The sequence below is a fragment of the Georgenia sp. M64 genome (genome assembly GCF_038049925.1).
Lineage (GTDB): Bacteria > Actinomycetota > Actinomycetes > Actinomycetales > Actinomycetaceae > Georgenia.
The window spans coordinates 2,002,119-2,026,907 of record NZ_CP145809.1 but is presented as its reverse complement, the minus strand read 5'-3'; the positions used below and the strand labels follow the sequence as shown (position 1 = coordinate 2,026,907).

At 74.4% G+C, this 24,789-nt stretch carries 19 protein-coding genes; 14 read left to right on the top strand and 5 right to left on the bottom strand.

The window, feature by feature from the left end; genetic code table 11:
* Nucleotides 1-70: 70 nt before the first annotated feature.
* The 4 genes from AAEM63_RS09195 to AAEM63_RS09180 are packed head-to-tail and all read left to right on the top strand — an operon-like array spanning nt 71 to nt 5,278.
* Entirely contained in the window at nt 71-2,866 is a 2,796-nt protein-coding gene (locus tag AAEM63_RS09195) for a GNAT family N-acetyltransferase (protein ID WP_341361225.1), read from the top strand.
* Between the two features lie 4 nt (nt 2,867-2,870).
* On the top strand, nt 2,871-3,443 hold the full coding sequence (locus AAEM63_RS09190) for a DUF5998 family protein (protein WP_341361224.1): 573 nt from the start codon (nt 2,871-2,873) through the stop codon (nt 3,441-3,443).
* Nucleotides 3,440-4,591, top strand: a complete 1,152-nt coding sequence (locus AAEM63_RS09185) for an alkaline phosphatase family protein (RefSeq protein WP_341361223.1) — start codon at nt 3,440-3,442, stop codon at nt 4,589-4,591. Before AAEM63_RS09190 ends, AAEM63_RS09185 begins: the two co-directional genes overlap by 4 nt.
* Nucleotides 4,592-5,278: a thymidine kinase gene (locus AAEM63_RS09180; protein ID WP_341361222.1), complete on the top strand. Its 687-nt coding sequence runs from the start codon at nt 4,592-4,594 to the stop codon at nt 5,276-5,278. It begins immediately after the preceding gene.
* A 40-nt stretch (nt 5,279-5,318) separates the two neighbouring features.
* Here the strand turns inward: AAEM63_RS09180 and sepH are convergent, their stop codons facing one another.
* Nucleotides 5,319-6,458, bottom strand: coding sequence for a septation protein SepH (sepH, locus tag AAEM63_RS09175; RefSeq protein WP_341361221.1), 1,140 nt, complete (start codon nt 6,456-6,458; stop codon nt 5,319-5,321).
* A 355-nt stretch (nt 6,459-6,813) separates the two neighbouring features.
* On the opposite strand from sepH, the gene AAEM63_RS09170 reads away from it, so the two are divergent.
* On the top strand, nt 6,814-7,113 hold the full coding sequence (locus AAEM63_RS09170; protein WP_123919012.1) for a DUF4193 domain-containing protein: 300 nt from the start codon (nt 6,814-6,816) through the stop codon (nt 7,111-7,113).
* 5 nt (nt 7,114-7,118) lie between these two features.
* Here the strand turns inward: AAEM63_RS09170 and AAEM63_RS09165 are convergent, their stop codons facing one another.
* Nucleotides 7,119-7,604: a DUF3093 domain-containing protein gene (locus tag AAEM63_RS09165; protein WP_341361220.1), complete on the bottom strand. Its 486-nt coding sequence runs from the start codon at nt 7,602-7,604 to the stop codon at nt 7,119-7,121.
* Between the two features lie 137 nt (nt 7,605-7,741).
* Here AAEM63_RS09165 and AAEM63_RS09160 point away from each other — a divergent pair, with 137 nt between their 5' ends.
* From AAEM63_RS09160 to AAEM63_RS09150, 3 genes are read left to right on the top strand one after another with little or no spacing between them, the layout of a single operon-like run.
* Nucleotides 7,742-8,494 carry a DUF3710 domain-containing protein gene (locus AAEM63_RS09160; protein WP_341361219.1) on the top strand — a complete coding sequence of 251 codons (753 nt, stop codon included), beginning with the start codon at nt 7,742-7,744 and terminating at the stop codon, nt 8,492-8,494.
* The gene (locus AAEM63_RS09155) at nt 8,494-8,862 is read left to right on the top strand and encodes an OB-fold nucleic acid binding domain-containing protein (RefSeq protein ID WP_341361218.1); all 369 of its coding nucleotides are present in this window, start codon (nt 8,494-8,496) and stop codon (nt 8,860-8,862) included. Before AAEM63_RS09160 ends, AAEM63_RS09155 begins: the two co-directional genes overlap by 1 nt.
* On the top strand, nt 8,862-9,554 hold the full coding sequence (locus AAEM63_RS09150; protein ID WP_341361217.1) for a DUF3159 domain-containing protein: 693 nt from the start codon (nt 8,862-8,864) through the stop codon (nt 9,552-9,554). The genes AAEM63_RS09155 and AAEM63_RS09150 overlap by 1 nt, the downstream gene beginning before the upstream one ends.
* On the opposite strand, the gene AAEM63_RS09145 is transcribed toward AAEM63_RS09150, so the two are convergent.
* Both AAEM63_RS09145 and AAEM63_RS09140 read right to left on the bottom strand, forming a co-directional pair.
* Complete coding sequence (locus tag AAEM63_RS09145; protein ID WP_341361216.1) at nt 9,496-10,191, bottom strand: TrkA family potassium uptake protein; 696 nt, start codon at nt 10,189-10,191, stop codon at nt 9,496-9,498. The two genes, AAEM63_RS09150 and AAEM63_RS09145, sit on opposite strands and share 59 nt — an antisense overlap.
* Nucleotides 10,191-10,841: a TrkA family potassium uptake protein gene (locus AAEM63_RS09140; protein ID WP_341361346.1), complete on the bottom strand. Its 651-nt coding sequence runs from the start codon at nt 10,839-10,841 to the stop codon at nt 10,191-10,193. Before AAEM63_RS09140 ends, AAEM63_RS09145 begins: the two co-directional genes overlap by 1 nt.
* A gap of 53 nt (nt 10,842-10,894) precedes the next feature.
* On the opposite strand from AAEM63_RS09140, the gene AAEM63_RS09135 reads away from it, so the two are divergent.
* From AAEM63_RS09135 to pflA, 6 genes are all read left to right on the top strand, one after another.
* Complete coding sequence (locus AAEM63_RS09135) at nt 10,895-12,862, top strand: APC family permease (protein WP_341361215.1); 1,968 nt, start codon at nt 10,895-10,897, stop codon at nt 12,860-12,862.
* Nucleotides 12,859-14,106: a TRAM domain-containing protein gene (locus AAEM63_RS09130; RefSeq protein WP_341361214.1), complete on the top strand. Its 1,248-nt coding sequence runs from the start codon at nt 12,859-12,861 to the stop codon at nt 14,104-14,106. The genes AAEM63_RS09135 and AAEM63_RS09130 overlap by 4 nt, the downstream gene beginning before the upstream one ends.
* Nucleotides 14,107-14,243: 137 nt before the next feature.
* Nucleotides 14,244-17,048 carry an aconitate hydratase gene (locus AAEM63_RS09125; protein ID WP_341361213.1) on the top strand — a complete coding sequence of 935 codons (2,805 nt, stop codon included), beginning with the start codon at nt 14,244-14,246 and terminating at the stop codon, nt 17,046-17,048.
* Between the two features lie 223 nt (nt 17,049-17,271).
* On the top strand, nt 17,272-19,179 hold the full coding sequence (dxs, locus tag AAEM63_RS09120) for a 1-deoxy-D-xylulose-5-phosphate synthase (protein WP_341361212.1): 1,908 nt from the start codon (nt 17,272-17,274) through the stop codon (nt 19,177-19,179).
* A gap of 131 nt (nt 19,180-19,310) precedes the next feature.
* Nucleotides 19,311-21,578, top strand: a complete 2,268-nt coding sequence (gene pflB, locus AAEM63_RS09115) for a formate C-acetyltransferase (protein WP_341361211.1) — start codon at nt 19,311-19,313, stop codon at nt 21,576-21,578.
* 124 nt (nt 21,579-21,702) lie between these two features.
* Nucleotides 21,703-22,467, top strand: coding sequence for a pyruvate formate-lyase-activating protein (pflA, locus tag AAEM63_RS09110; protein WP_341361345.1), 765 nt, complete (start codon nt 21,703-21,705; stop codon nt 22,465-22,467).
* Nucleotides 22,468-22,536: 69 nt separating this feature from the next.
* Here the strand turns inward: pflA and AAEM63_RS09105 are convergent, their stop codons facing one another.
* Nucleotides 22,537-24,648, bottom strand: coding sequence for a 3-hydroxyacyl-CoA dehydrogenase NAD-binding domain-containing protein (locus AAEM63_RS09105; protein WP_341361210.1), 2,112 nt, complete (start codon nt 24,646-24,648; stop codon nt 22,537-22,539).
* Nucleotides 24,649-24,789 lie beyond the last annotated feature (141 nt).

The following is a 24,789-nucleotide window of genomic DNA, read 5'->3' as shown; positions in this document are numbered from 1 at the left end:
CATTGTCGCCGACGCCGGGGGTGTTCCGGTGCACCCGCGCGGGCGGGGCGCACCGTTACGCTCGGGAGGCATGGACGCCGACGCCGCCGCGTACCCGTCGCGCTGGATGGCGGACGTGGTCCTGCGCGACGGCGCGACGATGCAGATCCGGCCCATCCGCCCCGAGGACGCCGACGCCCTCCAGCGCATGCACCTGGGCCAGTCGGCCCAGTCGGTCTACTACCGCTTCTTCGCCCCCATGGAGCGGCTGGGGGAGCGGGACCTGCACCGGTTCACCCACGTCGACCACCACGACCGCGTCGCCCTCGTCCTCGTCCACGGCGACGACCTGCGCGCGGTGGGCCGGTTCGACGTCGTCGAGCCCGGGACGGCCGAGGTCGCGTTCTACGTCGCCGACACCGAGCACGGGCGGGGCCTGGGCTCGGTGCTGCTCGAGCACCTCGCCGCCGCGGCCCGCGAGGTGGGCGTCGACCGCTTCGTCGCCGACGTGCTGCCCGGCAACGCCAAGATGATCCGGGTCTTCTCCGACGCCGGCTACGAGGTCGCCCAGCACTACGAGGACGGGGTCATCTCGGTCGAGTTCTCCATCGAGGAGACCGAGCGGTCGTGGAAGGTCATGGCCGAGCGGGAGCGGCACGCCGAGGCGCTGAGCATGCGCGGGCTCTTCCAGGCCGGGTCCGTCCTCGTCCTGGCCGCCGGCCCGCCGGACGGCGAGGGTCAGGTCCTCGCCGGCGCGGTCGCCCGTGAGCTGACCGGCGCGCGGACCGACGGCGCGTTCACCGGGGGCCTGGACCTCGTCGGCCTGACCGCCCCGCCGGCGGCCGGGGCCGACGTCGCGGTCCACGAGAGCCTGGGGTCGGTCACCGGTCCGGTCGATCTCGCCGTCGCCGCCGGCCCGCCCGCGGAGGTCGTCGCGGCGGTCCCGGCGCTCCAGGCCCTGGGCGTGCGGGCCCTCGTCGTGCTGTCCCACGGCTTCGGGGAGCAGGGGACGGCCGGGATGGCCCGCCAGCGCGAGCTGCTCCGCAGCACGCGCGAGGCCGGCATCCGGGTGGTCGGCCCGGCCTCGTACGGCGTCGTGGGGCAGGGGCCGGCCGGCCGGTACAACGCCTCCCTCTGGGCCGAGTCGGGCGTCGTCGCCGACGGGCCGGGGGTCGGGATCTTCGGCCAGTCCGCCTCCGCGGGACTGGCGCTGCGCTCGACCGCGGCCAGGCGGGGGCTGCCGGTGAGCACCTTCCTCTCCGCCGGGCACCGGGTGGACGTCTCGGGCAACGACACGATGCAGTTCTGGTCGGCCCACGAGCCCACCGCGGTCGGCGCGGTCTACCTCGAGTCCATCGGCAACCCGCGCAAGTTCTCGCGCATCGCCCGCGCTCTGAGCTCGACCAAGCCCCTCGTGGCGGTCGTGTCGGGGCAGACCGGCCAGTCCACCCCGCCCGGCCACGCCGTGCGCACCTCGCGCCAGCCGCGGCGGGTCCTCACCGAGATGCTGCGCCAGGCCGGGGTGGTGCGCGCGTCCTCGGTCCGGGAGATGCTCGACGTCGCCGCCCTCCTCCTCGCGCAGCCGCTGCCCGCCGGGCCGCGCACCGCGGTCGTCTCCTCCTCCGCGGCCCTGGCCGGGCTCGTCGGGGAGGTGCTGCGGGCCGGGGGGCTGAGCGTCGCCGGCGAGGCGGTGGTCCTGCCGCCGCTGGCCGGCCCCGACCGTTACGAGGGGGCGCTGACCGCCCTCGCCGCCCGGTCGGACTGGGACGCGGTGGTGGTCGCGCACTCCCCGCCGCTGGGGCGCACCGACCCCGCCGTCGCTCAGGTCGTGGCGCGGGCCGCCGCCGCGGACGGACGCACCTGGGTCGCGGCCGTGCACGGCCTGCACGGCCTGACCACCGAGCTCACCGCCGAGGGCCGGACCGTCCCGTCCACGACGACCGTCGAGGACGCCGTCGCCGCCCTGGTCGGTGCCGTGGAGCACGCCGCGTGGCGGCGGCGGGCGGGTGAGGACCTCGTGGCCCCGACCGGGATCGACCCGGCCGCGGCCCGCCGGGTCGTCGGCCGGGCCGTGGAGGGCGTCGCGGCCGGGGAGCGGCGCCGGGTCGACACCGCGACGGCGGCGGCGCTGCTCGGCTGCTACGGGATCACCCTGCTGCCGGCGACCGCGGTGACGGACGCGGACACCGCGGTCGAGGCGGCCGCGGCGATCGGTCACCCCGTGGCGCTCAAGGTCGCCGACGACGTCCTGCGCCACCGCACCGACCTCGGCGGGGTGCGCCTGGACCTGGCGGACGCCGACGACGTCCGGGAGGCCTTCGCCCACATGGCGGCCCGGGCCGCGCACGTCCTGGGCCGGCCGAGCACCTTCGAGGTCCAGGCGATGGCGCCGCCCGGCGTGGCGTGCGTCGTCCGCGGGACCGAGGACGACCTCTACGGCCCGGTCGTGGCCTTCGGCGTCGCGGGGGACGCGGTGGAGCTGCTCGGCGACGTCTCGTACCGCATCCCGCCCCTGACCCCGACCGACGTCGCGGAGATGGTGCGGTCGGTGCGGGCCGCGCCCCGGCTCCTCGGGCACCGGGGTCTGCCCGCCGCCGACGTGGCCGCCCTGGAGGACCTCCTGGCCCGGGTCTCGATGCTCGTGGACGACCTGCCCGAGGTGGCCGATGTCTCGCTCAACCCCGTCATCGTGGGGGAGGAGGGCCTGTGCGTCGCCTCCGCCGTGCTCGAGGTCGGCCATCCCGTGCGCCAGGACGCGGGGCGGCGCAGCCTGCCGACCCCCGCCGAGCCGGGGCCGGCCGGCGTCGGGGCGGACGGCCCCGTCGTCGTCGCGGACGGTGGCCGGGGGGCGCAGGACGACGACGGCGGCGCGAGGGTGGAACAATGACGGGGTGCCCGTGACGAACCTCGCCAAGCAGCTGCGCTCGGACCTCGACCACGCCGGGTACTACCCGGAGCTGGTCGCCGGCGTCATCGACGTCGCCCTGGCCGACGAGCCGGTCGTCTCCTTCCTCGTCCACCCGGAGACCACGTTCGACAGCACCGAGGTCCGGCGCCACCTCACCGCCCTCGTCCTGACTCCCACGCGGCTGGTCGTCGCGCATGTGGACGACATGCCCGGCGACGACGGCCGCCCCTCGGCCGCCGCGACCACCGAGTCGGTCCCGCTGCACCAGGTCCGCACCGTCTCGCTCACCCACGGCGTCAGCGAGCCCGCGCACGCCCGAGGTATGAGCACCCAGGAGCTGACCGTCTCGGTGAGCTGGGGGGCGGTCCTCAGCGTCGACCTCCAGCCGGCGACCTGCGGCGACCCCGACTGCGAGGCCGACCACGGCTACACCGGGATGCTCTCGCCCGACGACGTCGCGGTCCGGGTGAGCGTCGAGGCCGAGGGGAAGGGTGCCGTGGAGGGGGCCCTGTCGTTCGCCCGGACGCTGTCGGCGGCCACCGCGGTCCGGGCGTGAGTGCGGCGGTGCCGGTCGACCACCCGCACCTGCGCTCGGTGATGCCCGCCGCGCTGGACGCCGCCGGCCTGGCCACGACCTCCGCCGGCCGCACCTCCGCGGAGGACCGGTCCCTGCTCGGCCTGCCCGCGGCCCCGAGGGTCTGCGTCGTCCTCGTCGACGGCCTGGGGATGCGGATGCTCGCCGAGCGCGGCGGGCACGCCCCCTTCCTGCGCTCGGCCGGCGCCCGGACCCTCACCACGACGTTCCCCTCGACCACGGCCGCGGCCATCACCACCCTCGGCACCGGCGAGCTGCCGGGCCGCACGGGGATGCTGGGCTACTCGGTCCGGGACCCCGGGCACGGCGGGGTCCTCAACCTCATCCAGTGGGACGGCGCGAGCGTCACCCCGCGGGAGTGGCAGCGCACCGACACCCTCTTCGAGCAGCTGGCGGGCCGGCGTGCCGCGGGCGAGGATCTGCCCGAGGTCGTCAGCGTGGGCCCGGCCCGGTTCGTCGGCTCGGGGCTGACCGAGGCGGCGCTGCGGGGCGTGCGCAACGTCTCCGCCGAGTTCCTCCCGGAGCGGGTCGACGCCGCCGTCGCCCAGCTCCGCCGCGGCGCGGCCGCCGTCTACCTCTACTGGGGCGACGTCGACCACACCGGGCACGTCCACGGCTGGGGGTCGTGGCAGTGGGGGGAGGAGATGGAGGCCACCGACCGCGAGCTGCGCCGTCTGGAGCGGTCGCTCCCACCGGGCACGCTCCTGGTCATCACCGCCGACCACGGCATGGTCGACGTCACCGACCGGGTCGACGTGGCCACCACCCCCGCCCTGGCGGCCGGGGTCGAGCTGGTCGCGGGCGAGCCGCGTGCCTGTCATGTCTACACCCGCCCCGGGACCGCCCCCGACGTCGCCCGCCGGTGGCGCGAGGAGCTCGGTGAGCGGGCGTGGGTCGTCGAACGGGAGGAGCTCGTCGCCACGGGCCTCCTCGGCCCCGTGGCGCCCGAGCGCGCCGCGGCCATCGGCGACGTCGTCGCGGTCATGACGGGGCGGCACGCGGTGGTGGACTCACGCACCCAGCCGGCCCGGTCGCTCGCCCTGGTGGGCATGCACGGTGCGCTGACGCCGGACGAGCTCGAGGTGCCCCTCGTCCAGGCGGTGGTCTAGGTGGCCCAGCTCGTCTTCTTCTCCGGGACCATGGACTCGGGCAAGTCCACCCTCGCCCTCCAGATGGACCACAACCACGCCGCGCGCGGCCGCGACGGCGTCCGGTTCTCGCGCAACGACCGCGCGGGCCAGGCGATGCTGTCCTCGCGCCTGGGCCTGGCGGTCCCCGCCGTGGAGGTCACCGACGACACGGACTTCTGGACCGAGGTGGTGCGCCGGCGCACCCACGGTGCCCGGGTGGACTACCTCATCTGCGACGAGGTGCAGTTCTACACCCCCGGCCAGGTCGAGCAGCTCGCCCGGCTCGTCGACGAGATGGGGGTCGACGTCTTCGGCTTCGGGATCACCACCGACTTCCGCACGCGTCTCTTCCCGGGCTCCGCGCGCATGCTCGAGCTCGCCGACCGGGTGGAGGTCCTCCAGGTGGAGGCGCTGTGCTGGTGCGGGTCGCGCGCGACCCACAACGCCCGCACGGTCCGCGGGGTCATGGTCACCGAGGGCGAGCAGGTGGTGGTCGGCGACACCGCCGAGGCGCCCCGCCACGACGGCGGCGACGCCGCCGTGCCCGAGCGCGAGGACGAGGTGGGCTACGAGGTGCTGTGCCGCCGTCACCACATGCGCCACGTCACCTCCGCGGTCGCCCGGGCGGCGAGCCCGAGCCCGCAGACGCTCCCGCTGGGGGACTGAGCGCCCAGCGCGCCAGACCCGACCGGACGACGGGTGCGGTCTACTCCGGCCGGGCGCCGAAGACGATCTCGTCCCAGCTCGGGACGCTGCGCCGGGAGGAGCGACGCTGCCGCCGGGGCTGCCGGCCGGCGTGACCGCCGTCGGGCGCGGGTCCGGGACCGCCCGAGGACCGGTCCGCGGCCTCGACGTCCCGGTCGTCCGGCGCGACCTGCACGTCCTCGCCGCCGGGCCGTCCGCCGGCCGGCAGGGCGGGCGTCGTGCCCGGGCCGGTCTCCGCCTGCGTCACGGCGCGGCGCGGCAGCGCCAGGACGTGGGCGTCGGTGGCCTCCTCCGGCCGGGAGGCAGGCGGGTGCGCCCCGGGGGCGTCCCACAGAGCGCCACCCTCGTCGTCGTCCGGCTCGAGCTCGGGCTGGAGCTCCAGACGGGTGCCGCGGTGGGCGGCGAGCTCGGCCAGGAGGTTGTCGGTCTCGGACCGCTCCGGGCGGGTCTCCTCGGCCGGCTCGGCCGGTTCGGCCGGCTCGTCACGGCGCGGGCGCCGCTCGGGAGCGAGGTCCTGGACCCCGGCCCGGCCCGCGCCGACGGGGCTCAGGTGCCGGCGGGGGTGAGCACCGGGACCCACCTCGGTCTCCGAGAGCCACCGTGCCTCGTCGTCGAGCGCGTGGACGCTCCGGGCCGGCAGGTCCACCTGCCAGCGGGCCTCGCGCTCGCGACCGCCGGCGACGAACGTCACGACGACCTCCCACGGCTCGCCCTGGCGGCGGACCGCGTCCCAGGCGAGCGCGCCGGTGGCGACGCCGCGGGCGGCGAGACGGTCCAGGACGAGGTCGCCCAGGCGTGGGGCGTCGCTCTCCCGTCCGACGCGGTGACCCTGCGCCTGCTGGACGACCCACTCGCGCTCGGCGAGGACGGGCCCCTCGTACCGGCGGACGTGCTCGGGCGAGAGGCCGGAGACCTCGGCCACCTCCTCCGCACTGGCACCGGCGCGCACGAGCGCCTGGATGTCCTTGGGGCGCAGGGGCGACTCCCCGGCGGCGCGCAGCGCCTCCAGGTGGGGTCGGTCGCGGCGGACGGCGGCGCGCAGCGTGTCGTCGATGGACAGGCGGTAGCGACGTCCGTCGTCGTCGGTCAGCGTCAGGTGCTCACCGTCGCCGTGCAGACCGAGGAGCTCGAGCTCAACCATGGGTCCTCCTTCGAGGTTCTCCACCCGAGGGTGCCATCCGCCCGTGCCCCGCCCGCGCATTGCCCCCGGTGTGTTCACCGCGTGTCCGGGACGTGTCCCGGCCGGTGTCCCGGTGTCCACCCGCCCCGGACGGGGCGTCGCACGGGCGGACGACCCCCGGCAACCCGGGCGTCGCCTGTGAGTTCGGCCACGAACGGCCCCGATGTTGCCCGCAAAGGGCTGCGCTCCCGGCCCGGGTGGTTCATACTCCGGTGACCGCGGGAACAAAACGGCGACAACGGCGTTTTCCCGGGGTGTCCGGCCGATCGGCCGACCCGACCACACCACCACGAGGAAACCGGAGCGTGACGCCGAGATGGCGACCGACTACGACGCACCGCGCAAGAACGAAGAGGACCTCTCCGAGGACTCCATCGAGGAGCTGAAGGCGCGCCGCGCCGAGAAGAACTCCGGAGCGGTGGACGAGGACGAGGCGGAGGCGGCGGAGGGCTTCGAGCTCCCCGGCGCGGACCTGTCCGGCGAGGAGCTCTCCGTGCGCGTGCTGCCGCGCCAGGCGGACGAGTTCACCTGCTCCAAGTGCTTCCTGGTTCACCACCGCAGCCAGCTCGCGTACGAGGAGAACGGACAGCTCGTCTGCTCCGAGTGCGCCGCCTGACCCGATCAGCCCCCACGCCGGCCCAGCGCAGCGATGAGCTGCGTGGGCCGGCGTGTGCACACCACCCACGACGGCGTCGGGTCCCGCGGGTCCACCACGGCCACCCGCACGCCGCCACGGACCCACGAGCGGTGGCACACGTGGTCGCGCACGTCGGCGCCCGGTCCGATCGCCTCACGCAACCCGTCGGCGTCGAGCACCTGCGCCTCTCCGAGGGCATCGACCGGGATGACCGCACCGCCGGCGTGAAGCCGGCGGGCGTCGGCGGCGCCACCGTCCGCCGGGTCGCCCCCCTGGGTGACCCGGACCACCGGAGCCGTGGCGACGAGGAGCGCGGAGATCCCGACCGTCACGGCTATGCCCGCCACGACGGCGGCCACCGGCCCGAAGAGGGAGACGGCCAGAGCCGTCCCCAGCCCGGCGAGCACCGACACCAGGTGCGTGCGGACCGAGGGGCTCAGCCGCTCGGAGTAGACCACCGCAGAGCTCACGGCTACCACTCTGCCACCTCGGCGGGTTCGCGCCGCACCGGGCCCGCGCCGACGGGCCGTCTGCACGGGCACCGCGGGCGCGGGTACAGTCGAGGGCGCCCACCACACGGGCGACCACGGACCGAGGAGACGATCTGATGGGCCTGTTCTCGCGCCGCAGCCGGGACGAGACGCCTGCCGACGGCGCCGACGCGCCGGTGACCGACGAGCGTGCCGACGCGCCGACCGGCGACGGGACGCAGGCGACCGGTGGTGCGGGCGGGGACGACCTCGACGCCGCATCCCGCGGTCCTCACGACGTCGCCGACCGGCCCGAGCTGGGTGCCCGGCTCGACCTCGGCGCGCTGCGCGTGCCGGCTCGCAGCGGTCTCCAGGTGCGCCTGGAGATGGAGAAGAAGTCGCGCAACGTCGTCGCGGTGACGCTGGGCCTGGAGGGCTCGGCGATGCAGCTGCAGGTCTTCGCCGCCCCCCGCACCGCCGGGATCTGGGACGAGCTCCGCGAGGAGATCTCCGCGTCCGTCGCCAAGCAGGGTGGGACGAGCGAGGAGGCCACCGGCCCCTTCGGCACCGAGCTCGTCACCCGGCTTCCCGTCAAGACCCCCGAGGGCGGCGTCGGGCACCGCCCCGCACGGTTCCTCGGCGTCGACGGCCCCCGCTGGTTCCTCCGGGCCGTGCTCACCGGCAGGGCCGCCGTCGAGCCCGACGCGGCGGCGACCTTCGAGGCGCTGCTCGCCGACGTCGTCGTCGTCCGCGGCGCCGAGGCGCGGGCCCCGCGCGACGTGCTCCTGCTCCACGCCCCCGGCCGGGGCGCCGCCCCGCCCGCACCCGTGCCGACGGACGCCCCGCTCGACCCGCTGCGGCGCGGCCCGGAGATCACGGAGGTGCGGTGATGGGCCGGCTCCTGGAGTCCGTGCACCGGCTCACCGCCTCACGCGAGGAGATCGACGCCGCGGAGCAGCTGCGCACCGCCCGGACCTCGGGTGCCACCCCCGTCGCCGAGTGCGTCGCGCGCCGGCCCGCCCGCGTGGCCGGGGTCATCTCCTCCCTCACCTACCGCCCGCGGGGCGAGACGCCCGCCCTGGTGGCCCGCCTGTACGACGGCTCCGGCTCGGTGGAGCTGATCTTCCTCGGGCGCCGGGACGTCCCGGGCATCGAGCCCGGACGCCGGCTCGTCGCCGAGGGCACGGTCTACGACGACCACGGCCGCCCCGCCATCTTCAACCCCGCCTACGAGCTCGGCGCCCGGGGGGACGACTGATGACCGAGCCCCAGGACGCCGAGGCGAGCGAGGCGGCCCCGCTGCCCGAGGCAGCCGCGCGCTCGAGCCTGCGTCAGCTCGTCGGCGAGGACTTCTCCGTCGCGGACTCCATCGGCGGGTGGCGCGGCGTGGCCGAGTCGATGGCCCCCGGTGTCGTCTTCCTGGCCGTCTTCGTCGCCACCCGTGACCTCGTCCCGGCGCTCGTGGCCTCCCTCGCCGTGGCGCTGACGGCCACGGTCCTGCGGCTCGTCCAGCGCACCCCGGTGACCCAGGCCGTCGGCGGGCTCCTCGGGGTCCTCGTCGGCGTGGTGTGGGCCTGGCAGTCCGGCCGCGCCGAGGACTACTTCGCGATGGGCCTGTGGACGAACGCGGCGTACCTCGTCGCCCTCCTCGTGGCGCTCGCGCTGCGCTGGCCGGTCGTCGGGGTGGTGGTGGCGCTCCTGCGCGGCCACGACATGTCGTGGCGGACCGACCCGCGCCAGCGTGCCCGGCGCTCCCGCTACACCGTCGCCACCTGGCTCTGGGTGGGGATGTTCGCGCTGCGCCTGGTGGTCCAGGTCCCGCTCTACCTCGACGCGGAGGTCGCCTGGCTCGGCACCGCCCGGATCGCCATGGGTCTGCCCCTGTGGGGCCTCACCCTGTGGCTGACGTGGCTCCTCGTGCGGGAGCCAGCATCTGCTGAAGCTCGCTGAGGTCGGACTCCAGCGCCGCGGCGGCGACGACGAAGAGCAGCTCGTCGCCGGCCTCGAGGGTGTCGTCCGACGTCGGGGTGAAGGGCCGGTCCTCGCGGATGACGGCGGCGAGCACGGTGTCCGTGGGCCAGCGCAGCGACCCGACCAGCGCCCCGACCACCGGTGAGTCCGCCGGCAGGGTGAGCTCGTGCATGCTCGCCCCGGACTGGTGGAACCGGAAGATCCGCACGAGGTCGCCCACCGTGACCGCCTCCTCCACCAGAGACGTCATGATCCGGGGGGTGGAGACCTGGACGTCGACCCCCCACGCCTCGTCGAACATCCACTCGTTCTTCGGGTTGTTCACCCGCGCCACGACGCGGGGGACCCCGAACTCGGTCTTGGCGAGCAGGGAGACCACGAGGTTGACCTTGTCGTCGCCGGTGGCGGCCACGACGACGTCGGCGTCCTCGACCTGCGCCTCGGCCAGGGCGGCCGGCTCGCACGCGTCGGCGAGGAGCCAGTCCGCCTCGGCGACGCTGGCGATGCGCATGGCCGCCGGGTTGCGGTCGATGAGGGCCACCTCGTGGCCGTGCCCGAGGAGCTCCCGGGCGATCGAGCGCCCGACCGAGCCCGCTCCCGCGATGAGGACGCGCATCACTCCTCCTCCGCCGGCGCGACGGCGAGGAGCCGCTGCACCGGTCCGATCCGGTCGGTGGCCACGACGAGGTGGACGACGTCGTGCTCCTGGAGCACCGTGCCCTCCTCCGGGATGATGCCGAGCCCGAGCCGGGTGAGGTAGGCCACCCGGGCCCCGGCCACCCGCTCCAGGCGGCGCATGTCCTCGCCGACCCACCGCCGGTGCAGGTCGAAGCTGGCCAGGGAGACCTGGGAGGAGGCGTCCTGGAACTCCGCCACCGCGCCCATCGGCAGCAGCCGGCGCAGCACCTGGTCCGCGGTCCAGCGCACGGTCGCCACCGTCGGGATGCCCAGACGCTGGTAGACCTCGGCCCGCCGGGGGTCGTAGATGCGGGCGACGACGTTGGCGACGCCGAACGTCTCGCGCACGACCCGGGCGGCGATGATGTTGGAGTTGTCGCCGTTGGAGACCGCCGCGAAGGCGTAGGCCTCCTCGATCCCCGCCTGGGCGAGGGCGTCGCGGTCGAACCCCAGCCCGGTCACCCGCCGGCCCTGGAAGTCCTCGGGCAGACGCCGGAACGCGTCGGGGTTCTGGTCGACGACGGCGACGGAGTGGCCGCCCTCCTCCAGCTGCTCGGCCAGCGTGGCGCCGACCCGGCCGCAGCCCATGATCACGAAGTGCACGGGGCGACGCTACCGCGCGGGGCCTAGCATGGGCTCCCGTGCCGGACATCCCAGGGGCGTTCAAGCGCATGCTCGTCGGACGCCCGATGCGCAGCGACCGCCTGAGCCAGACCCTTCTGCCCAAACGGATCGCCCTGCCGGTCTTCGCCTCGGACGCGCTGTCCTCCGTGGCCTACGCCCCGGACGAGATCATCCTCACCCTCGCCCTCGCCGGGTTCGCGGCCACCGCGATCTCGCCGTGGGTCGGTCTGGCGGTGGTCGTCGTCATGCTCACGGTCGTCGCCTCCTACCGCCAGACCGTCCACGCCTACCCCTCCGGCGGCGGGGACTACGAGGTCGCCACGGAGAACCTGGGCCCGCGGGCGGGCCTGGGGGTGGCCAGCGCGCTGCTCGTCGACTACGTCCTGACCGTGGCCGTGTCGATCTCCTCCGGCGCCCAGTACCTCGCCGCCGCCCTGCCGGCCGCGATCGGGCTCGAGGTGCCGGTCGCCGTCGGCGTCATCGCGCTGCTCGCGCTGCTGAACCTGCGGGGCGTGCGCGAGTCCGGCACCGGCTTCGCCATCCCCACCTACCTGTACATGGGCTCGATCGGGCTCATGGCGGTCGTCGGGATGGTCCAGGCCGCCACCGGCACCCTGGCCCGTGCCGAGTCCGCCGGGCTGGAGGTCCTGCCCGAGGCCGCGCTCGACCAGGGCCTGGTCGGGCTGGCCGGGGCGTTCCTCGTGCTCCGGGCCTTCTCCTCCGGCTCCGCGGCGCTGACCGGCGTCGAGGCGATCAGCAACGGCGTCCCGGCGTTCCGGCGACCCCGCTCCCGCAACGCCGCCACCACCCTGCTCCTCCTGGGGCTGATCTCGGCCACCATGCTCATGTCGGTGCTCCTCCTCGCCGGCGCCACCGGCGTGCGCTACGTCGAGGACCCCGGCACCCAGCTCCTGCGCGACGGGGTGCCGGTGGGCGAGAACTACGAGCAGCACCCGGTCATCGGTCAGATCGCCGCGGCGGTGTTCACCGACGTGCCCGTCATGTACCTCGTCGTCACCGTGGTCACCGGCCTCATCCTCGTCCTGGCCGCCAACACCGCCTTCAACGGGTTCCCGGGCCTGGGCTCCATCCTCGCGCGCGACGGCTTCCTGCCGCGTCAGCTGCACACCCGCGGTGACCGCCTGGCGTACTCCAACGGCATCCTGCTCCTCGCGGCGGCGGCGGTGGTCCTCGTCGTCGCCTTCGACGCCCAGGTCACCCGCCTCATCCAGCTCTACATCGTCGGGGTGTTCATCTCCTTCACGGTCAGCCAGCTCGGCATGGTGCGGCACTGGACCAGCCGGCTGCGGGTCGAGACCTCGGGCCCGGTCCGCGCCCGCATGCGACGCTCCCGGATGGTGAACTCCTTCGGCCTGGTCATGACGGCCACCGTCCTGCTCATCGTCCTGGTCACGAAGTTCACCCACGGCGCGTGGATCACCCTGGTGCTCATGGCGGTCCTGTACGGCGCGATGAACGGCATCCGGCGCCACTACGACGCGGTCGCGCGTGACCTCACCGTGCCCGACCTGGCCGCCGCCCGCGCCCTGCCCTCGCGCGTGCACGGCGTCGTCCTGGTCTCCAAGCTCCACCAGCCCGCCATGCGGGCGCTGGCCTACGCCCGGGCCACGCGACCGTCGACCCTCGAGGCCGTGACGGTCAACGTCGACCCGGCCGACACGGCCGAGCTGCGCCGGGCGTGGGAGGAGGCCGAGATCCCCGTCCCGCTCACCGTGCTGGACTCCCCGTTCCGGGAGATCACGCGTCCGGTGGTCGAGCACGTCCGGGCGGTGCGGCGCGCCTCGCCGCGCGACCTCGTCGTCGTGTTCGTCCCCGAGTACGTCGTGAGCCACTGGTGGGAGCAGGTGCTGCACAACCAGAGCGCCCTGCGGCTCAAGGGCCGCCTGCTCTACACCCCGGGCGTCGTCATGGCCTCGGTCCCGTTCCAGCTGCACGAGGTCGACCACCTGGAGGAGAAGAAGTGAGCGAGGAACGCCCGGTCGTCACCGTCGGCCCCCCGGCGCACGGCGGCCACTGCGTCGCCCGGCTGGACGGCCGCGTGGTCTTCGTCCGCCACGCCATCGAGGGCGAGGAGGTCGTCCTCGACGTCACCGACCGCCGCTCGCGCTTCTGGCGGGCCGACGCCGTCGAGATCCTCACACCCGCGGCCGAGCGTGTCGCCTCCGTGTGGCCCGAGGCCGGGCCCGGCGGCGTCGGCGGCGGCGAGCTGGCCCACGTGGCGCTGCCGGCCCAGCGGGCCTGGAAGGCCCGCGTCCTGGCCGACACGCTGCGGAGGATCGGCGGGGAGGAGGTCGCCGCCGACGTCGCCGCGGTGCGCCCGCAGGGCGTGGACGTCGAGGCCCTGCCCGGCGACGACGACGGTCTGGCCACCCGCACCCGCATCGAGCTGACCGTCGACCGCGCCGGCCTGGCCGGGATGCACCGCTTCCGCAGCCACGACGTGCTGGCCCTGGCGGCGATGCCCCTCGCGGCGGAGGGGATCACCGGGCTCGAGCTGCTGGGCGCGGGCTCCCCGTGGCGTCCGACCTGGGCGCCGGGCGCCCGCGTGCAGGCGGTCGCCCCGAGCGCCGGGGACCCGCTCGTCCTCGTCGACGGCGAGCCCGCCGCCCGGCGCCGCACCGGCCCGCCGCGGCGCAGCGTGCGCGAGCGGGTCGGCACCTCGCTCGGCGAGCTCACCTACCGCGTCGGCGGCGCCGGCTTCTGGCAGGTCCACCGCGCCGCCCCCGCCACCCTCGTCGACGCCGTCCTCGAGGCCGCCGCGCCCCGGCCGGGGGAGCGGGTGCTCGAGCTCTACGCCGGTGCCGGGCTGCTGAGCCTGCCGCTGGCCCTCGCCGTGGGCCCGGCCGGCGGGGTCCTCACGGTGGAGGGGGCCGCCGACGCCGTCCGCGACGCCCGGCGCAACCTCCACGACCAGCCGTGGGCCACGCTCCACCACGGACGCGTCGACCCGGCGGCCGTCGCCGCCGGGGCCGGGGCCGACGTCGTGGTCCTGGACCCGCCGCGCACCGGCGCCGGCCCCGGCGTCATGGCGGCCGTGGCCGCGCTGGGCGCCGACCGGGTCGTCCACGTGGCGTGCGACCCCGCCGCCCTGGCCCGCGACCTGCGGGCCGCCCGCGACCACGGCTACGTCCCCACCGCGGTCCGGGCGTTCGACCTCTTCCCGCACACGCACCACTTCGAGGTCGTCGTCACGCTGCGCCGCCCGTGAGGCGTGTCGGTGGACACACCCCGGACGAGGAACTATCTTGACATCGAGATATAAGAGGGTGTGGTGGGGGCCGTGGAACGATGGCCGCAGGCGCACAGACGCGCACCGCACGCGCCAGCACGAGCCGAGGAGCACAAGTGAGCACTGACAGCTTCAAGTCCAGGGGAACCCTCGAGGTGGGCGAGAAGAGCTACGAGATCTTCCGGCTCGCCGCCGTCGAGGGTCTCGACCGCCTCCCGTACAGCCTCAAGGTCCTCGCGGAGAACCTCCTGCGCACCGAGGACGGCAAGAACGTCACCGCCGACCACGTCCGCGCCCTCGCCACGTGGGACCCGACGGCACAGCCCAGCACCGAGATCCAGTTCACCCCGGCCCGCGTGGTCATGCAGGACTTCACCGGCGTGCCCTGCGTCGTCGACCTCGCGACCATGCGCGAGGCCGTCGCCGAGCTCGGCGGCGACCCGGCGCGCATCAACCCGCTGGCCCCGGCCGAGCTCGTCATCGACCACTCGGTCGTCATCGACGTCTTCGGCCGCGAGGACGCCTTCGAGCGCAACGTCGAGCTCGAGTACGGACGCAACAAGGAGCGCTACCAGTTCCTGCGCTGGGGCCAGACGGCGTTCGACGACTTCAAGGTCGTCCCGCCCGGCACCGGCATCGTCCACCAGGTCAACATCGAGTACCTCGCCCGGGTGACGATGACCCGCGAGGTCGGCGGCGTCGTCCAGGCCTACCCCGACACCTGCGTCGGGACCGACTCGCACACCACGATGGTCAACGGGCTCGGTGTGCTCGGGTGGGGCGTCGGCGGCATCGAGGCGGAGGCCGCCATGCTCGGCCAGCCGGTGTCGATGCTCATCCCGCGCGTGGTCGGCTTCAAGCTCTCCGGGTCCATCCCGCCCGGCGCCACCGCCACCGACGTCGTGCTGACCATCACCGAGATGCTCCGCGAGCACGGCGTCGTCGGGAAGTTCGTCGAGTTCTACGGCGAGGGCGTCGCCGCCGTGCCGCTGGCCAACCGCGCCACGATCGGCAACATGAGCCCGGAGTTCGGCTCGACCGCCGCGATCTTCCCGATCGACCAGGTCACCGTGGACTACCTGCGCCTGACCGGGCGCGAGGAGGAGCAGGTCGCCCTCGTCGAGGCGTACGCCAAGGAGCAGGGCCTCTGGCACGACGCGAGCCGCGAGCCCGCGTTCTCGGAGTACCTCGAGCTCGACCTGTCCACGGTCGTGCCCTCGATCGCCGGGCCCAAGCGCCCGCAGGACCGCATCGCCCTCACCGACGCGAAGTCGGCCTTCGCCGAGGCGCTGCCGCACTACGTGGGCGCCGAGGAGCCGTTCGCGGAGAACGAGCTGGACGAGGCGGTCGAGGACACCTTCCCCGCCTCCGACCCCATCGCGGTCGGCACCGACGGCGTCGAGCACGTCGAGACCCACCACCACGCGCACCTGGGCATCGGCCGGGTGTCGAAGAGGGTGCCGGTGACGATGGCCGACGGCCGCGAGACCGAGCTCGACCACGGCGCCGTCGTGATCTCCTCGATCACCTCGTGCACGAACACCTCCAACCCCTCCGTCATGCTCGCCGCGGGCCTGCTCGCCAAGAACGCGGTCGAGCGCGGCCTGCAGGTCAAGCCCTGGGTCAAGACGTCCATGGCGCCCGGGTCGAAGGTGGTCTCCGACTACTACGACAAGGCGGGCCTGTGGCCCTACCTGGAGAACCTCGGCTACCACCTCGTCGGGTACGGCTGCACCACGTGCATCGGCAACTCCGGCCCGCTGCCCGAGGAGATCTCCGCCGCCGTGAACGCGAACGACCTCTCGGTCGCGTCGGTGCTCTCCGGCAACCGGAACTTCGAGGGCCGCATCAACCCCGACGTGAAGATGAACTACCTCGCCTCCCCGCCGTTGGTCATCGCCTACGGCCTGGCGGGGACCATGGACTTCGACTTCGCCGGTGAGCCGCTGGGGCAGGACAAGGACGGCCAGGACGTCTTCCTCGCCGACATCTGGCCCACCGCCGCCGACGTCGATGCCACGATCGCGTCCTCGATCGACCGCGAGATGTTTACCAAGGACTACGCCGACGTCTTCGCCGGGGACGAGCGCTGGCGCGCGCTGGAGACGCCCGAGGGCGACACCTTCGACTGGCAGCCGGACTCGACGTACGTGCGCAAGCCCCCGTACTTCGAGGGCATGAGCGTCGACCCCGAGCCCGTCCAGGACATCACCGGTGCGCGGGTGCTGGCCAAGCTGGGCGACTCGGTGACCACCGACCACATCTCGCCGGCCGGGTCGATCAAGCCCGACAGCCCCGCCGGGAAGTACCTCGCCGAGCACGGGGTGGCACGCCGCGACTTCAACTCCTACGGCTCGCGCCGCGGCAACCACGAGGTGATGATCCGCGGAACCTTCGCCAACATCCGGCTGCGCAACCAGCTCCTCGACGGCGTCGAGGGCGGCTTCACGAAGAACTTCCTCACGGGGGAGCAGGCCGCGATCTTCGACGCCGCGCAGGACTACGCCGAGGCCGGTGTGCCCCTGGTGATCCTGGGCGGCAAGGAGTACGGCTCCGGCTCGTCGCGCGACTGGGCGGCCAAGGGCACCGCGCTCCTGGGCGTCCGCGCGGTCATCACCGAGAGCTTCGAGCGGATCCACCGCTCGAACCTCATCGGCATGGGCGTCCTGCCGCTGCAGTTCCCCGCCGGGCAGAACGCCGACTCCCTCGGCCTGGACGGCACGGAGACGTTCGACGTCGCCGGGGTGACCGCGATGAACGAGGGCACCACGCCCCGCACGGTCAAGGTCACCGCCACCAAGGAGGACGGCTCGGTCGTGGAGTTCGACGCGGTGGTGCGCATCGACACCCCCGGCGAGGCGGACTACTTCCGCAACGGCGGCATCCTCCAGTACGTCCTGCGGCAGCTCGTCAAGGCCTGACCGGAGCGTCGACGACGGTGGCCCCCTCCGGAACCTCCGGGCGGGCCCACCGTCGTCGGTCGGGCGCCGCCGTCGTTCGGCCCCAGCCCGTCGTCGGTCGGCCGCGGACCGTCGCGCGGAACGACGGTGACCACCCGCACGCCCTCAGGCCTCGCCCGGGGCCGCCGCGCGTCCTACAGTGTTGCACCGGTGCGTTTCCTCGCGCTCCGGGGAGGGACCGACCATGAGCCAGCTGGAGCGCATCCGCCGCCCCGCCGACCTGCGACGGCTGACGTCCCCCGAGCTGGAGGTCCTGGCCAAGGAGATCCGGGAGTTCCTCGTCAGCTCGGTCTCGGCCACCGGTGGCCACATGGGACCCAACCTCGGCGTCGTCGAGCTGACCATCGCGCTGCACCGGGTCTTCGACTCCCCGGTGGACCGGATCGTCTTCGACACCGGGCACCAGGCCTATGTCCACAAGCTCCTCACCGGCCGGCAGGACTTCTCCGGCCTGCGCCGCCGCGGCGGGATGTCCGGGTACCCCTCCCGGGCCGAGTCCGACCACGACATCGTGGAGAACTCCCACGCCTCCACCGCGCTGAGCTGGGCCGACGGCATCGCCAAGGCGAACGAGCTGCGCGGTCTCGATGACCGCTGCGTCGTCGCGGTCATCGGTGACGGCGCGCTGACCGGTGGCATGGCGTGGGAGGCGCTCAACAACATCGCCGACGGCCAGGACCGCTCCCTCATCATCGTCGTCAACGACAACGGCCGCTCCTACGCCCCGACGATCGGCGGGCTGGCCCACCACCTCGACGCGCTGCGCACCACCCCGAGCTACGAGAAGGTCCTCGGCTGGGGCAAGCGGACGCTCCAGCGCTCGGGGACCCCGGGGCGCGTCGCGTTCGACGCCCTGCACGGCATGAAGAAGGGCCTCAAGGACGTCATCGCCCCGCAGGGGCTCTTCGAGGGCCTCGGCATCAAGTACGTCGGGCCCGTCGACGGGCACGACATCACCGCGATGGAGTTCGCCCTCACCCGTGCGCGGGCCTACGGCGGCCCGGTCATCGTCCACGCCATCACGGAGAAGGGCCGGGGGTACACGCCCGCCGAGGAGGACGTGCGCGACCGGTTCCACGCCGTGGGGGTGATCCACCCCGAGACGGGTCTCCCGGTGGCGCCGTCACGGTTCGGGTGGACGAGCGTCTTCGCGGAGGAGATCGTCGAGATCGCCCGGCGCCGCTCCGACGTCGTCGCGCTCACCGCCGCGATGCTCGCCCCGGTGGGCCTGGCCCCCTTCGCCGAGGAGTTCCCCGACCGGGTCTTCGACGTGGGCATCGCCGAGCAGCACGCGGTGACCTCCGCCGCCGGCATGGCCTTCGCCGGGCTCCACCCCGTCGTCGCCCTGTACGCGACCTTCCTCAACCGCGGCTACGACCAGGTCCTCATGGACGTCGCCCTGCACCGGGCCGGCGTGACGTTCGTGCTCGACCGGGCCGGGCTCACCGGGGACGACGGCGCCTCGCACAACGGCATGTGGGACATGGCGCTGCTGCGCACCGTGCCGGGCCTGCGGCTGGCCGCCCCCCGGGACGCGGAGACCCTGCGGGCCGAGCTGCGCGAGGCGGTCGCGGTCGAGGACGGCCCGACGGTGGTGCGCTACCCCAAGGGCGCCGTCCCCGAGGAGCTGCCCGCCCTGGCGCGCCAGGGCAGCGTGGACGTCCTCGCCCGGCACGCCGGCACGCCCCGGGTGCTCGTCGTCGGCGTCGGGGCGATGGCCCGCACCGCCGTGGAGGTCGGTGCCGCGCTCAACGCGCAGGGCATCGGCTCGACCGTGGTCGACCCTCGCTGGGTGCTGCCCGTCGCCGCCGACCTCGTCGATCTGGCCGCCCGGCACGACCTCGTCGTGACGGTCGAGGACGGCCTCGTCACCGCCGGCGTCGGCTCCGCCCTGCGCGACGCCGTGGCCGGGGCCGGGTGGGACGTCCCCGTCCGCTCGCACGGCATCCCCCTGCGCTTCCTCGAGCACGCCTCCCGGGGCGAGCTCGTCGAGGACTTCCACCTGCGCGGGCAGGACATCGCCCGCGAGACCGCGGCCTCGGTCGCCTCCCTGCCCGCCCTGCCGAGCCGGGTCGACGCCACCGAGGTCTGACCCCGCGGGCACGTCGCTGTGAGGGAGCGCACGGCCCCTCCCAGCCCTAGGTCCCACGCGCGAGCGGGTGTCCGATTCGTACTGTTGTGACAGGCGGCAAGATCTGCCGCAGGCACACGTAGGAGGCAGGAATGGCCACGACCATCCAGGAGCCCGTCGACGAGGCCCGCGCGGCCGACCCGTGGGCGACGTTCGTCGCCGGTCCGTGGCAGGACGGCGTGGACGTGCGCGACTTCATCCAGCGCAACTACACCCCGTACGAGGGGGACGCGTCCTTCCTCGCCGGCCCCACCGCACGCACCACCCACATCTGGGAGGTCCTGTCGGGGATGTTCCCCGCCGAGCGGGAGAAGGGCGTCTACGACATCGACCCCGTCACCCCTGCCGGGATCACCGCGCACGCGCCGGGCTACATCGACAAGGACGCCGAGCTCATCGTGGGCCTGCAGACCGACGCGCCGCTCAAGCGGGCGATCATGCCCTACGGCGGCTGGCGGATGGTCGAGACCTCCCTCAAGACCTACGGGTACGAGGTCGACCCGGTCGTGAAGGACATCTTCACCAAGTACCGCAAGACCCACAACGCCGGCGTCTTCGACGTCTACCCGCCCGACGTCCGCCGCGCACGCAGCTCCCACCTCGTCACCGGCCTGCCCGACGCCTACGGCCGCGGCCGCATCATCGGCGACTACCGCCGGGTGGCCCTGTACGGCGTCGACCACCTCATCGCCCAGAAGAAGCGCGACCGGGCCGAGATGGACGCGGTGCGCAGCACCGAGGACGTCATCCGCGACCGTGAGGAGAACAGCGAGCAGATCCGCGCGCTGGTCGAGCTCAAGGAGATGGCGGCCTCCTACGGCTTCGACATCTCCCGGCCCGCCGCGACCGGCCGCGAGGCCGTGCAGTGGCTGTACTTCGCCTACCTCGGCGCGGTCAAGGAGCAGAACGGCGCGGCGATGTCGCTGGGCCGCACCTCGACCTTCCTCGACGTCTACCTCCAGCGTGACCTCGCCGCCGGCCGCCTCACCGAGAGCCAGGCGCAGGAGATCATCGACGACTTCGTCATCAAGCTGCGCATCGTGCGGTTCCTGCGGACCCCCGAGTACGACGAGCTGTTCTCCGGCGACCCGACCTGGGTGACGGAGTCCATCGGCGGCATGGGCGACGACGGCCGGACCCTGGTGTCGAAGACCTCCTTCCGGATGCTGCAGACCCTGTACAACCTCGGTCCCGCGCCCGAGCCGAACCTCACCGTGCTGTGGAGCGAGCACCTGCCCGAGGGCTTCAAGAAGTTCTGCGCGCAGGTCTCCATCGACACCTCCGCCATCCAGTACGAGTCCGACGCCCAGATCTGCGGCGCGTGGGGCGACGACTCGGCGATCGCGTGCTGCGTCTCGCCCATGGCCGTGGGCAAGCAGATGCAGTTCTTCGGCGCCCGGGTCAACCTCGCCAAGGCCCTGCTCTACGCCATCAACGGCGGGCGGGACGAGAACTCCGGCCAGCAGATCGCCCCCGTGAGCGAGCCCGTGACCGGTGACGTCCTCGACTACGGCGAGGTCCTGGGCAAGTACGACACCCTGCTGGACTGGCTGGCCGCGACCTACGTCGACGCGCTCAACTGCATCCACTACATGCACGACAAGTACGCCTACGAGCGCCTGGAGATGGCCCTGCACGACAAGGACGTGCTGCGCACCATGGCCTGCGGCATCGCGGGCCTGTCCGTGGCCGCGGACTCCCTCTCCGCCATCCGCTACGCCACCGTGCACCCCGTGCGCAACGAGGCCGGCCTCGTCGTCGACTACGTCACCGAGGGCGACTTCCCGATGTTCGGCAACGACGACGACCGCGTGGACTCCATCGCCGTCACGCTCGTCGAGCGGTTCATGACGAAGATCCGGGCGCTGGCCACCTACCGCGACGCCGTGCACACCCAGTCCGTGCTGACGATCACCTCCAACGTCGTCTACGGCAAGCACACCGGCAACACCCCGGACGGGCGCCGCTCGGGCGAGCCGTTCGCGCCGGGCGCCAACCCCATGAACGGGCGCGACACCCACGGCATGCTCGCCTCGGCGCTGTCGGTGGCGAAGCTGCCCTACAACGAGGCGCAGGACGGGATCTCCCTGACCAACACGGTCGTCCCGTCGGGCCTGGGCCGGACAGCGGACGAGCAGGCCACCAACCTCGTGGGCCTCCTCGACGCCTACATGGGCTCGCAGGGCTACCACATGAACGTCAACGTGCTGAACCGGGACACCCTCTACGAGGCGATGGAGAACCCGGAGAAGTACCCGCAGCTGACGATCCGCGTGTCCGGCTACGCGGTGAACTTCGTCCGGCTCACCCGGGAGCAGCAGCTCGACGTCATCTCCCGCACCTTCCACGGCGGCCTGTGAGGTGAGGCTCCCGGCCGTCGTCGCGCCCGACGGGATCAACGGCGAGTACGTCGCCGTCCCCGAGGACGCCGTGCCGCGCCTGCGCCGTTCGGCGGGCACGGCGGGCATCGCGACGACGGCCGAGATGAGCCACGGCGAGCACGTCGCGGCCGTGCGGGCCGGCGAGATCGGCTCCATGCACTCGTGGGAGCTGGTCACGGCCGTCGACGGGCCGGGCACCCGGATGACCGTCTTCCTGGCGGGGTGCCCCCTGCGGTGCCTGTACTGCCACAACCCCGACACGCTGCGGATGCGCGACGGCGAGCCCGTGGCCGTGGACGAGCTCCTGCGCCGGGTGCGGCGCTACCTCCCGGTCTTCCGCGCCACCGGCGGTGGGCTCACCGTCTCCGGCGGCGAGCCCCTCATGCAGCCGGCGTTCCTCGGCCGGCTCCTGCGCGGGGCCAAGGAGATGGGTGTCCACACGACCATCGACACCTCCGGCTTCCTCGGCACCCACGCCTCGGACGCGCTGCTCGACGACGTCGACCTCGTCCTCCTCGACGTCAAGTCGGGCCTGCCGCAGACCTACCTGCGCACCACGGGCCGCGAGCTCGCCCCGACGCTGGACTTCTCGCGGCGCCTCGCCGCGCGGGGCACGCCGATGTGGATCCGGTTCGTCGCCGTGCCGGGCCTGACCGACGCGCCCGACAACGTCGCGGCAGTGGCCGACCACGTCGCGTCGCTGGCGACGGTCGAGCGTGTCGAGGTCCTGCCCTTCCACCAGATGGGCCGGGACAAGTGGGAGCGGCTGGACCTGCCCTACGAGCTCGGCGAGACCCCGGCGCCCGAGGCCGCCGACGTCGAGCGGATTCGGGCACAGTTCCGCGACCGGGGGCTGACGGTCTTCTAACCGTCCGGCAGACCCGCGGCGCGCCCGACCGTCCGGCGGCCACGCGGCCTGCCAGGGCACCCCACCTGCTCACGGCAGGTCCGCGACCCCCCGGGGGTGGAAGCGCCCACCGCGTTCCTCGGCGGCACCGGTGCGGTCCAGGTACGGCGTCAGCCCGCCGTTGTGCGCCGGCCATCCCGCCCCGAGGATCATCGCCAGGTCCACGTCCTCGGCACCGGTGACGACGCCCTCGCGCAGGACGAGGTGGGTCTCCTCGGCCAGGGCCAGCTGCACCCGGCGCAGCACCCCGGCCGCGTCCAGCGGCTCGGGCGACCGCCGGGAGCCGAACAGCTCCTGGACCGCCGGGTCCACCGGCGAGGCCGCGGTGGGCCGACCGCTCCCGGTGACGAACGCGCGGCCCGACGCCACCACCGCGCGCAGGCCGGGCGAGTCCGGGTACCGCTCGCCGAGCTGCTCGCGCAGGGTGACGAGGACGTGCTCGGCGACGGCGGGCCCCACGAGCTGGAGGAGCTGGAAGGGCCCCATCGGCAGGCCCATCGGCACGAGCGCGGCGTCGGCCTCGGCCACGGTGGTGCCCTCCTCGAGGGAGCCGAGGACCTCTCCGAGGAGGCGGACGAGCAGCCGGTTGACGACGAAGCCGGGTGCGTCGGCCACGGCGACCGCGGTCTTGCGGCAGCGGTCGGCCACGGCGAACGCCGTCGCGTAGGCGGGGTCGTCCGTGCGCCGCGCCCGCACCACCTCGACCAGCGGCATCTGGGCGACGGGGTTGAAGAAGTGCAGGCCGACCACCCGCTCGGGGTGGCGCAGGTTCTCGGCCATCGCCGTGACGGACAGGGCCGAGGTGTTCGTCGCCAGCACGGCGGTGGGGGAGACGACGCCCTCGAGCTCGGAGAGGACGGCGCGCTTGACCTCCAGCTCCTCGAACACCGCCTCGACGACGAGGTCGGCGCCGGCGAGGTCGGCGAGGTCGGTCGTGACGGTGACGAGGCCGGTGAGCTCCTCGGCGGTGGCCTCGTCGAGGCGGCCGCGCTCGCGCATCCGCCCGATCTCCGCCCGCACTGCCGCCAGCCCGCGGGCGGCGCGCTCGTCGTCGAGGTCGCGCATGGTCACCGGCACGCGGAGGGAGCGTGCCAGCAGCAGGGCGAGCTGCCCGGCCATGAGCCCGGCCCCCGCGATGCCCACGGTGGTGACCGGCCGGGGCTCGACGCCCTCGGGCCGGCCGGGACGTCCGGTGCGGTGACCGAGGAGGTCCGCGGCGTAGAGGCTCGCGCGGCACTGGTCGGTCATGACCAGCTCGGTGAGTCCGTCGTCCTCGGCGGCGAAGGACTCGGCACGGGTGCGGGTGCGGGAGGCCTCGACGATGCCGAGGGCGCGCGCGGCGGCGGGTGCCCCGCCTGCGGCGGCGGCCCGGGCGCGCTCACGCCTCGCCTCGACCGCCGCTGTCCAGGCGGCCTCGTCGGCGGTCGACGGATCGGCCTGGTCGGCGGCGGGGCCGCTGCCCGCTCCGGCCGGGGCGTCCGCGGTGGCGCCGAGGTGCTCCAGGGCGGCCTCGAGGCTGCCGACGACCGCGTCGACGACGCCGAGTCGCCGCGCGCCCGCGGCGTCGAGGAGGGTGTTGCCCCGGGCGGGGTTGTCGAGGATGACCGTCAGCGCGGCGTCCGGGCCGACCAGCCGGGGCAGGGTCGTGCACCCGCCCCAGCCGGGCAGCAGGCCGAGGGTGACCTCCGGCAGGCCGATCGCGCGGACCCCGGGGGCGGCCGTGCGGTGGTCGCACGCGAGGGCGATCTCGAGCCCGCCGCCGAGGGCGGCACCGTTGAGGTGGGCGAGGGTGGGCACGGGCAGGTCGGCGATCGCCGCCACGAGGCGGTGGCCCGCCTCGGCCAGGTCCCGCACCTCGGCGGCGGTCGTGGCGGCGCGCATCATCGTCAGGTCCGCGCCCGCGAGGAAGGTCCGCCCGCCGCCGGTGAGGACGACGGCGCCCACCTCCCCGCGCGCTGCCCGGGACCCGGCCTCGGCCACTGCGGCCTGGAGGTTGGCCAGGCCGGTCGGGCCGAGCGAGCACGGCCGGTCCGAGCCGTCCTCGGCGACGAGGACGAGGAGCGCGGCGGTGCCGAGGCCGGGAACCTCGACGTCGGAGCGGCGGACCACGGTGACGCGCTCGGTGTAGGACGGTGCGGGCACGGGACCTCCTGGTAGACGGCACTGTCGGTATCAGGTACCCGCGGAGCCTACCGGGTCCCTCCGTCAGCCGCCGATCACCGCCGCCGTCGGCCTCAGCCGCCGCCCACCGTCGCCCGGCCGAGGACCGTCGTCGTCGGTTGC

Coding starts and splice junctions, on each gene's coding strand:
- AAEM63_RS09195 (WP_341361225.1), top strand. CDS start 71: ATGGACGCCGACGCCGCCGCGTACCCGTCGCGCTGGATGGCGGACGTG.
- sepH (WP_341361221.1), bottom strand. CDS start 6,458: ATGGTTGAGCTCGAGCTCCTCGGTCTGCACGGCGACGGTGAGCACCTG.
- AAEM63_RS09170 (WP_123919012.1), top strand. CDS start 6,814: ATGGCGACCGACTACGACGCACCGCGCAAGAACGAAGAGGACCTCTCC.
- AAEM63_RS09160 (WP_341361219.1), top strand. CDS start 7,742: ATGGGCCTGTTCTCGCGCCGCAGCCGGGACGAGACGCCTGCCGACGGC.
- AAEM63_RS09155 (WP_341361218.1), top strand. CDS start 8,494: ATGGGCCGGCTCCTGGAGTCCGTGCACCGGCTCACCGCCTCACGCGAG.
- AAEM63_RS09150 (WP_341361217.1), top strand. CDS start 8,862: ATGACCGAGCCCCAGGACGCCGAGGCGAGCGAGGCGGCCCCGCTGCCC.
- AAEM63_RS09145 (WP_341361216.1), bottom strand. CDS start 10,191: ATGCGCGTCCTCATCGCGGGAGCGGGCTCGGTCGGGCGCTCGATCGCC.
- AAEM63_RS09140 (WP_341361346.1), bottom strand. CDS start 10,841: ATGGGCTGCGGCCGGGTCGGCGCCACGCTGGCCGAGCAGCTGGAGGAG.
- dxs (WP_341361212.1), top strand. CDS start 17,272: ATGAGCCAGCTGGAGCGCATCCGCCGCCCCGCCGACCTGCGACGGCTG.
- pflB (WP_341361211.1), top strand. CDS start 19,311: ATGGCCACGACCATCCAGGAGCCCGTCGACGAGGCCCGCGCGGCCGAC.
- pflA (WP_341361345.1), top strand. CDS start 21,703: ATGAGCCACGGCGAGCACGTCGCGGCCGTGCGGGCCGGCGAGATCGGC.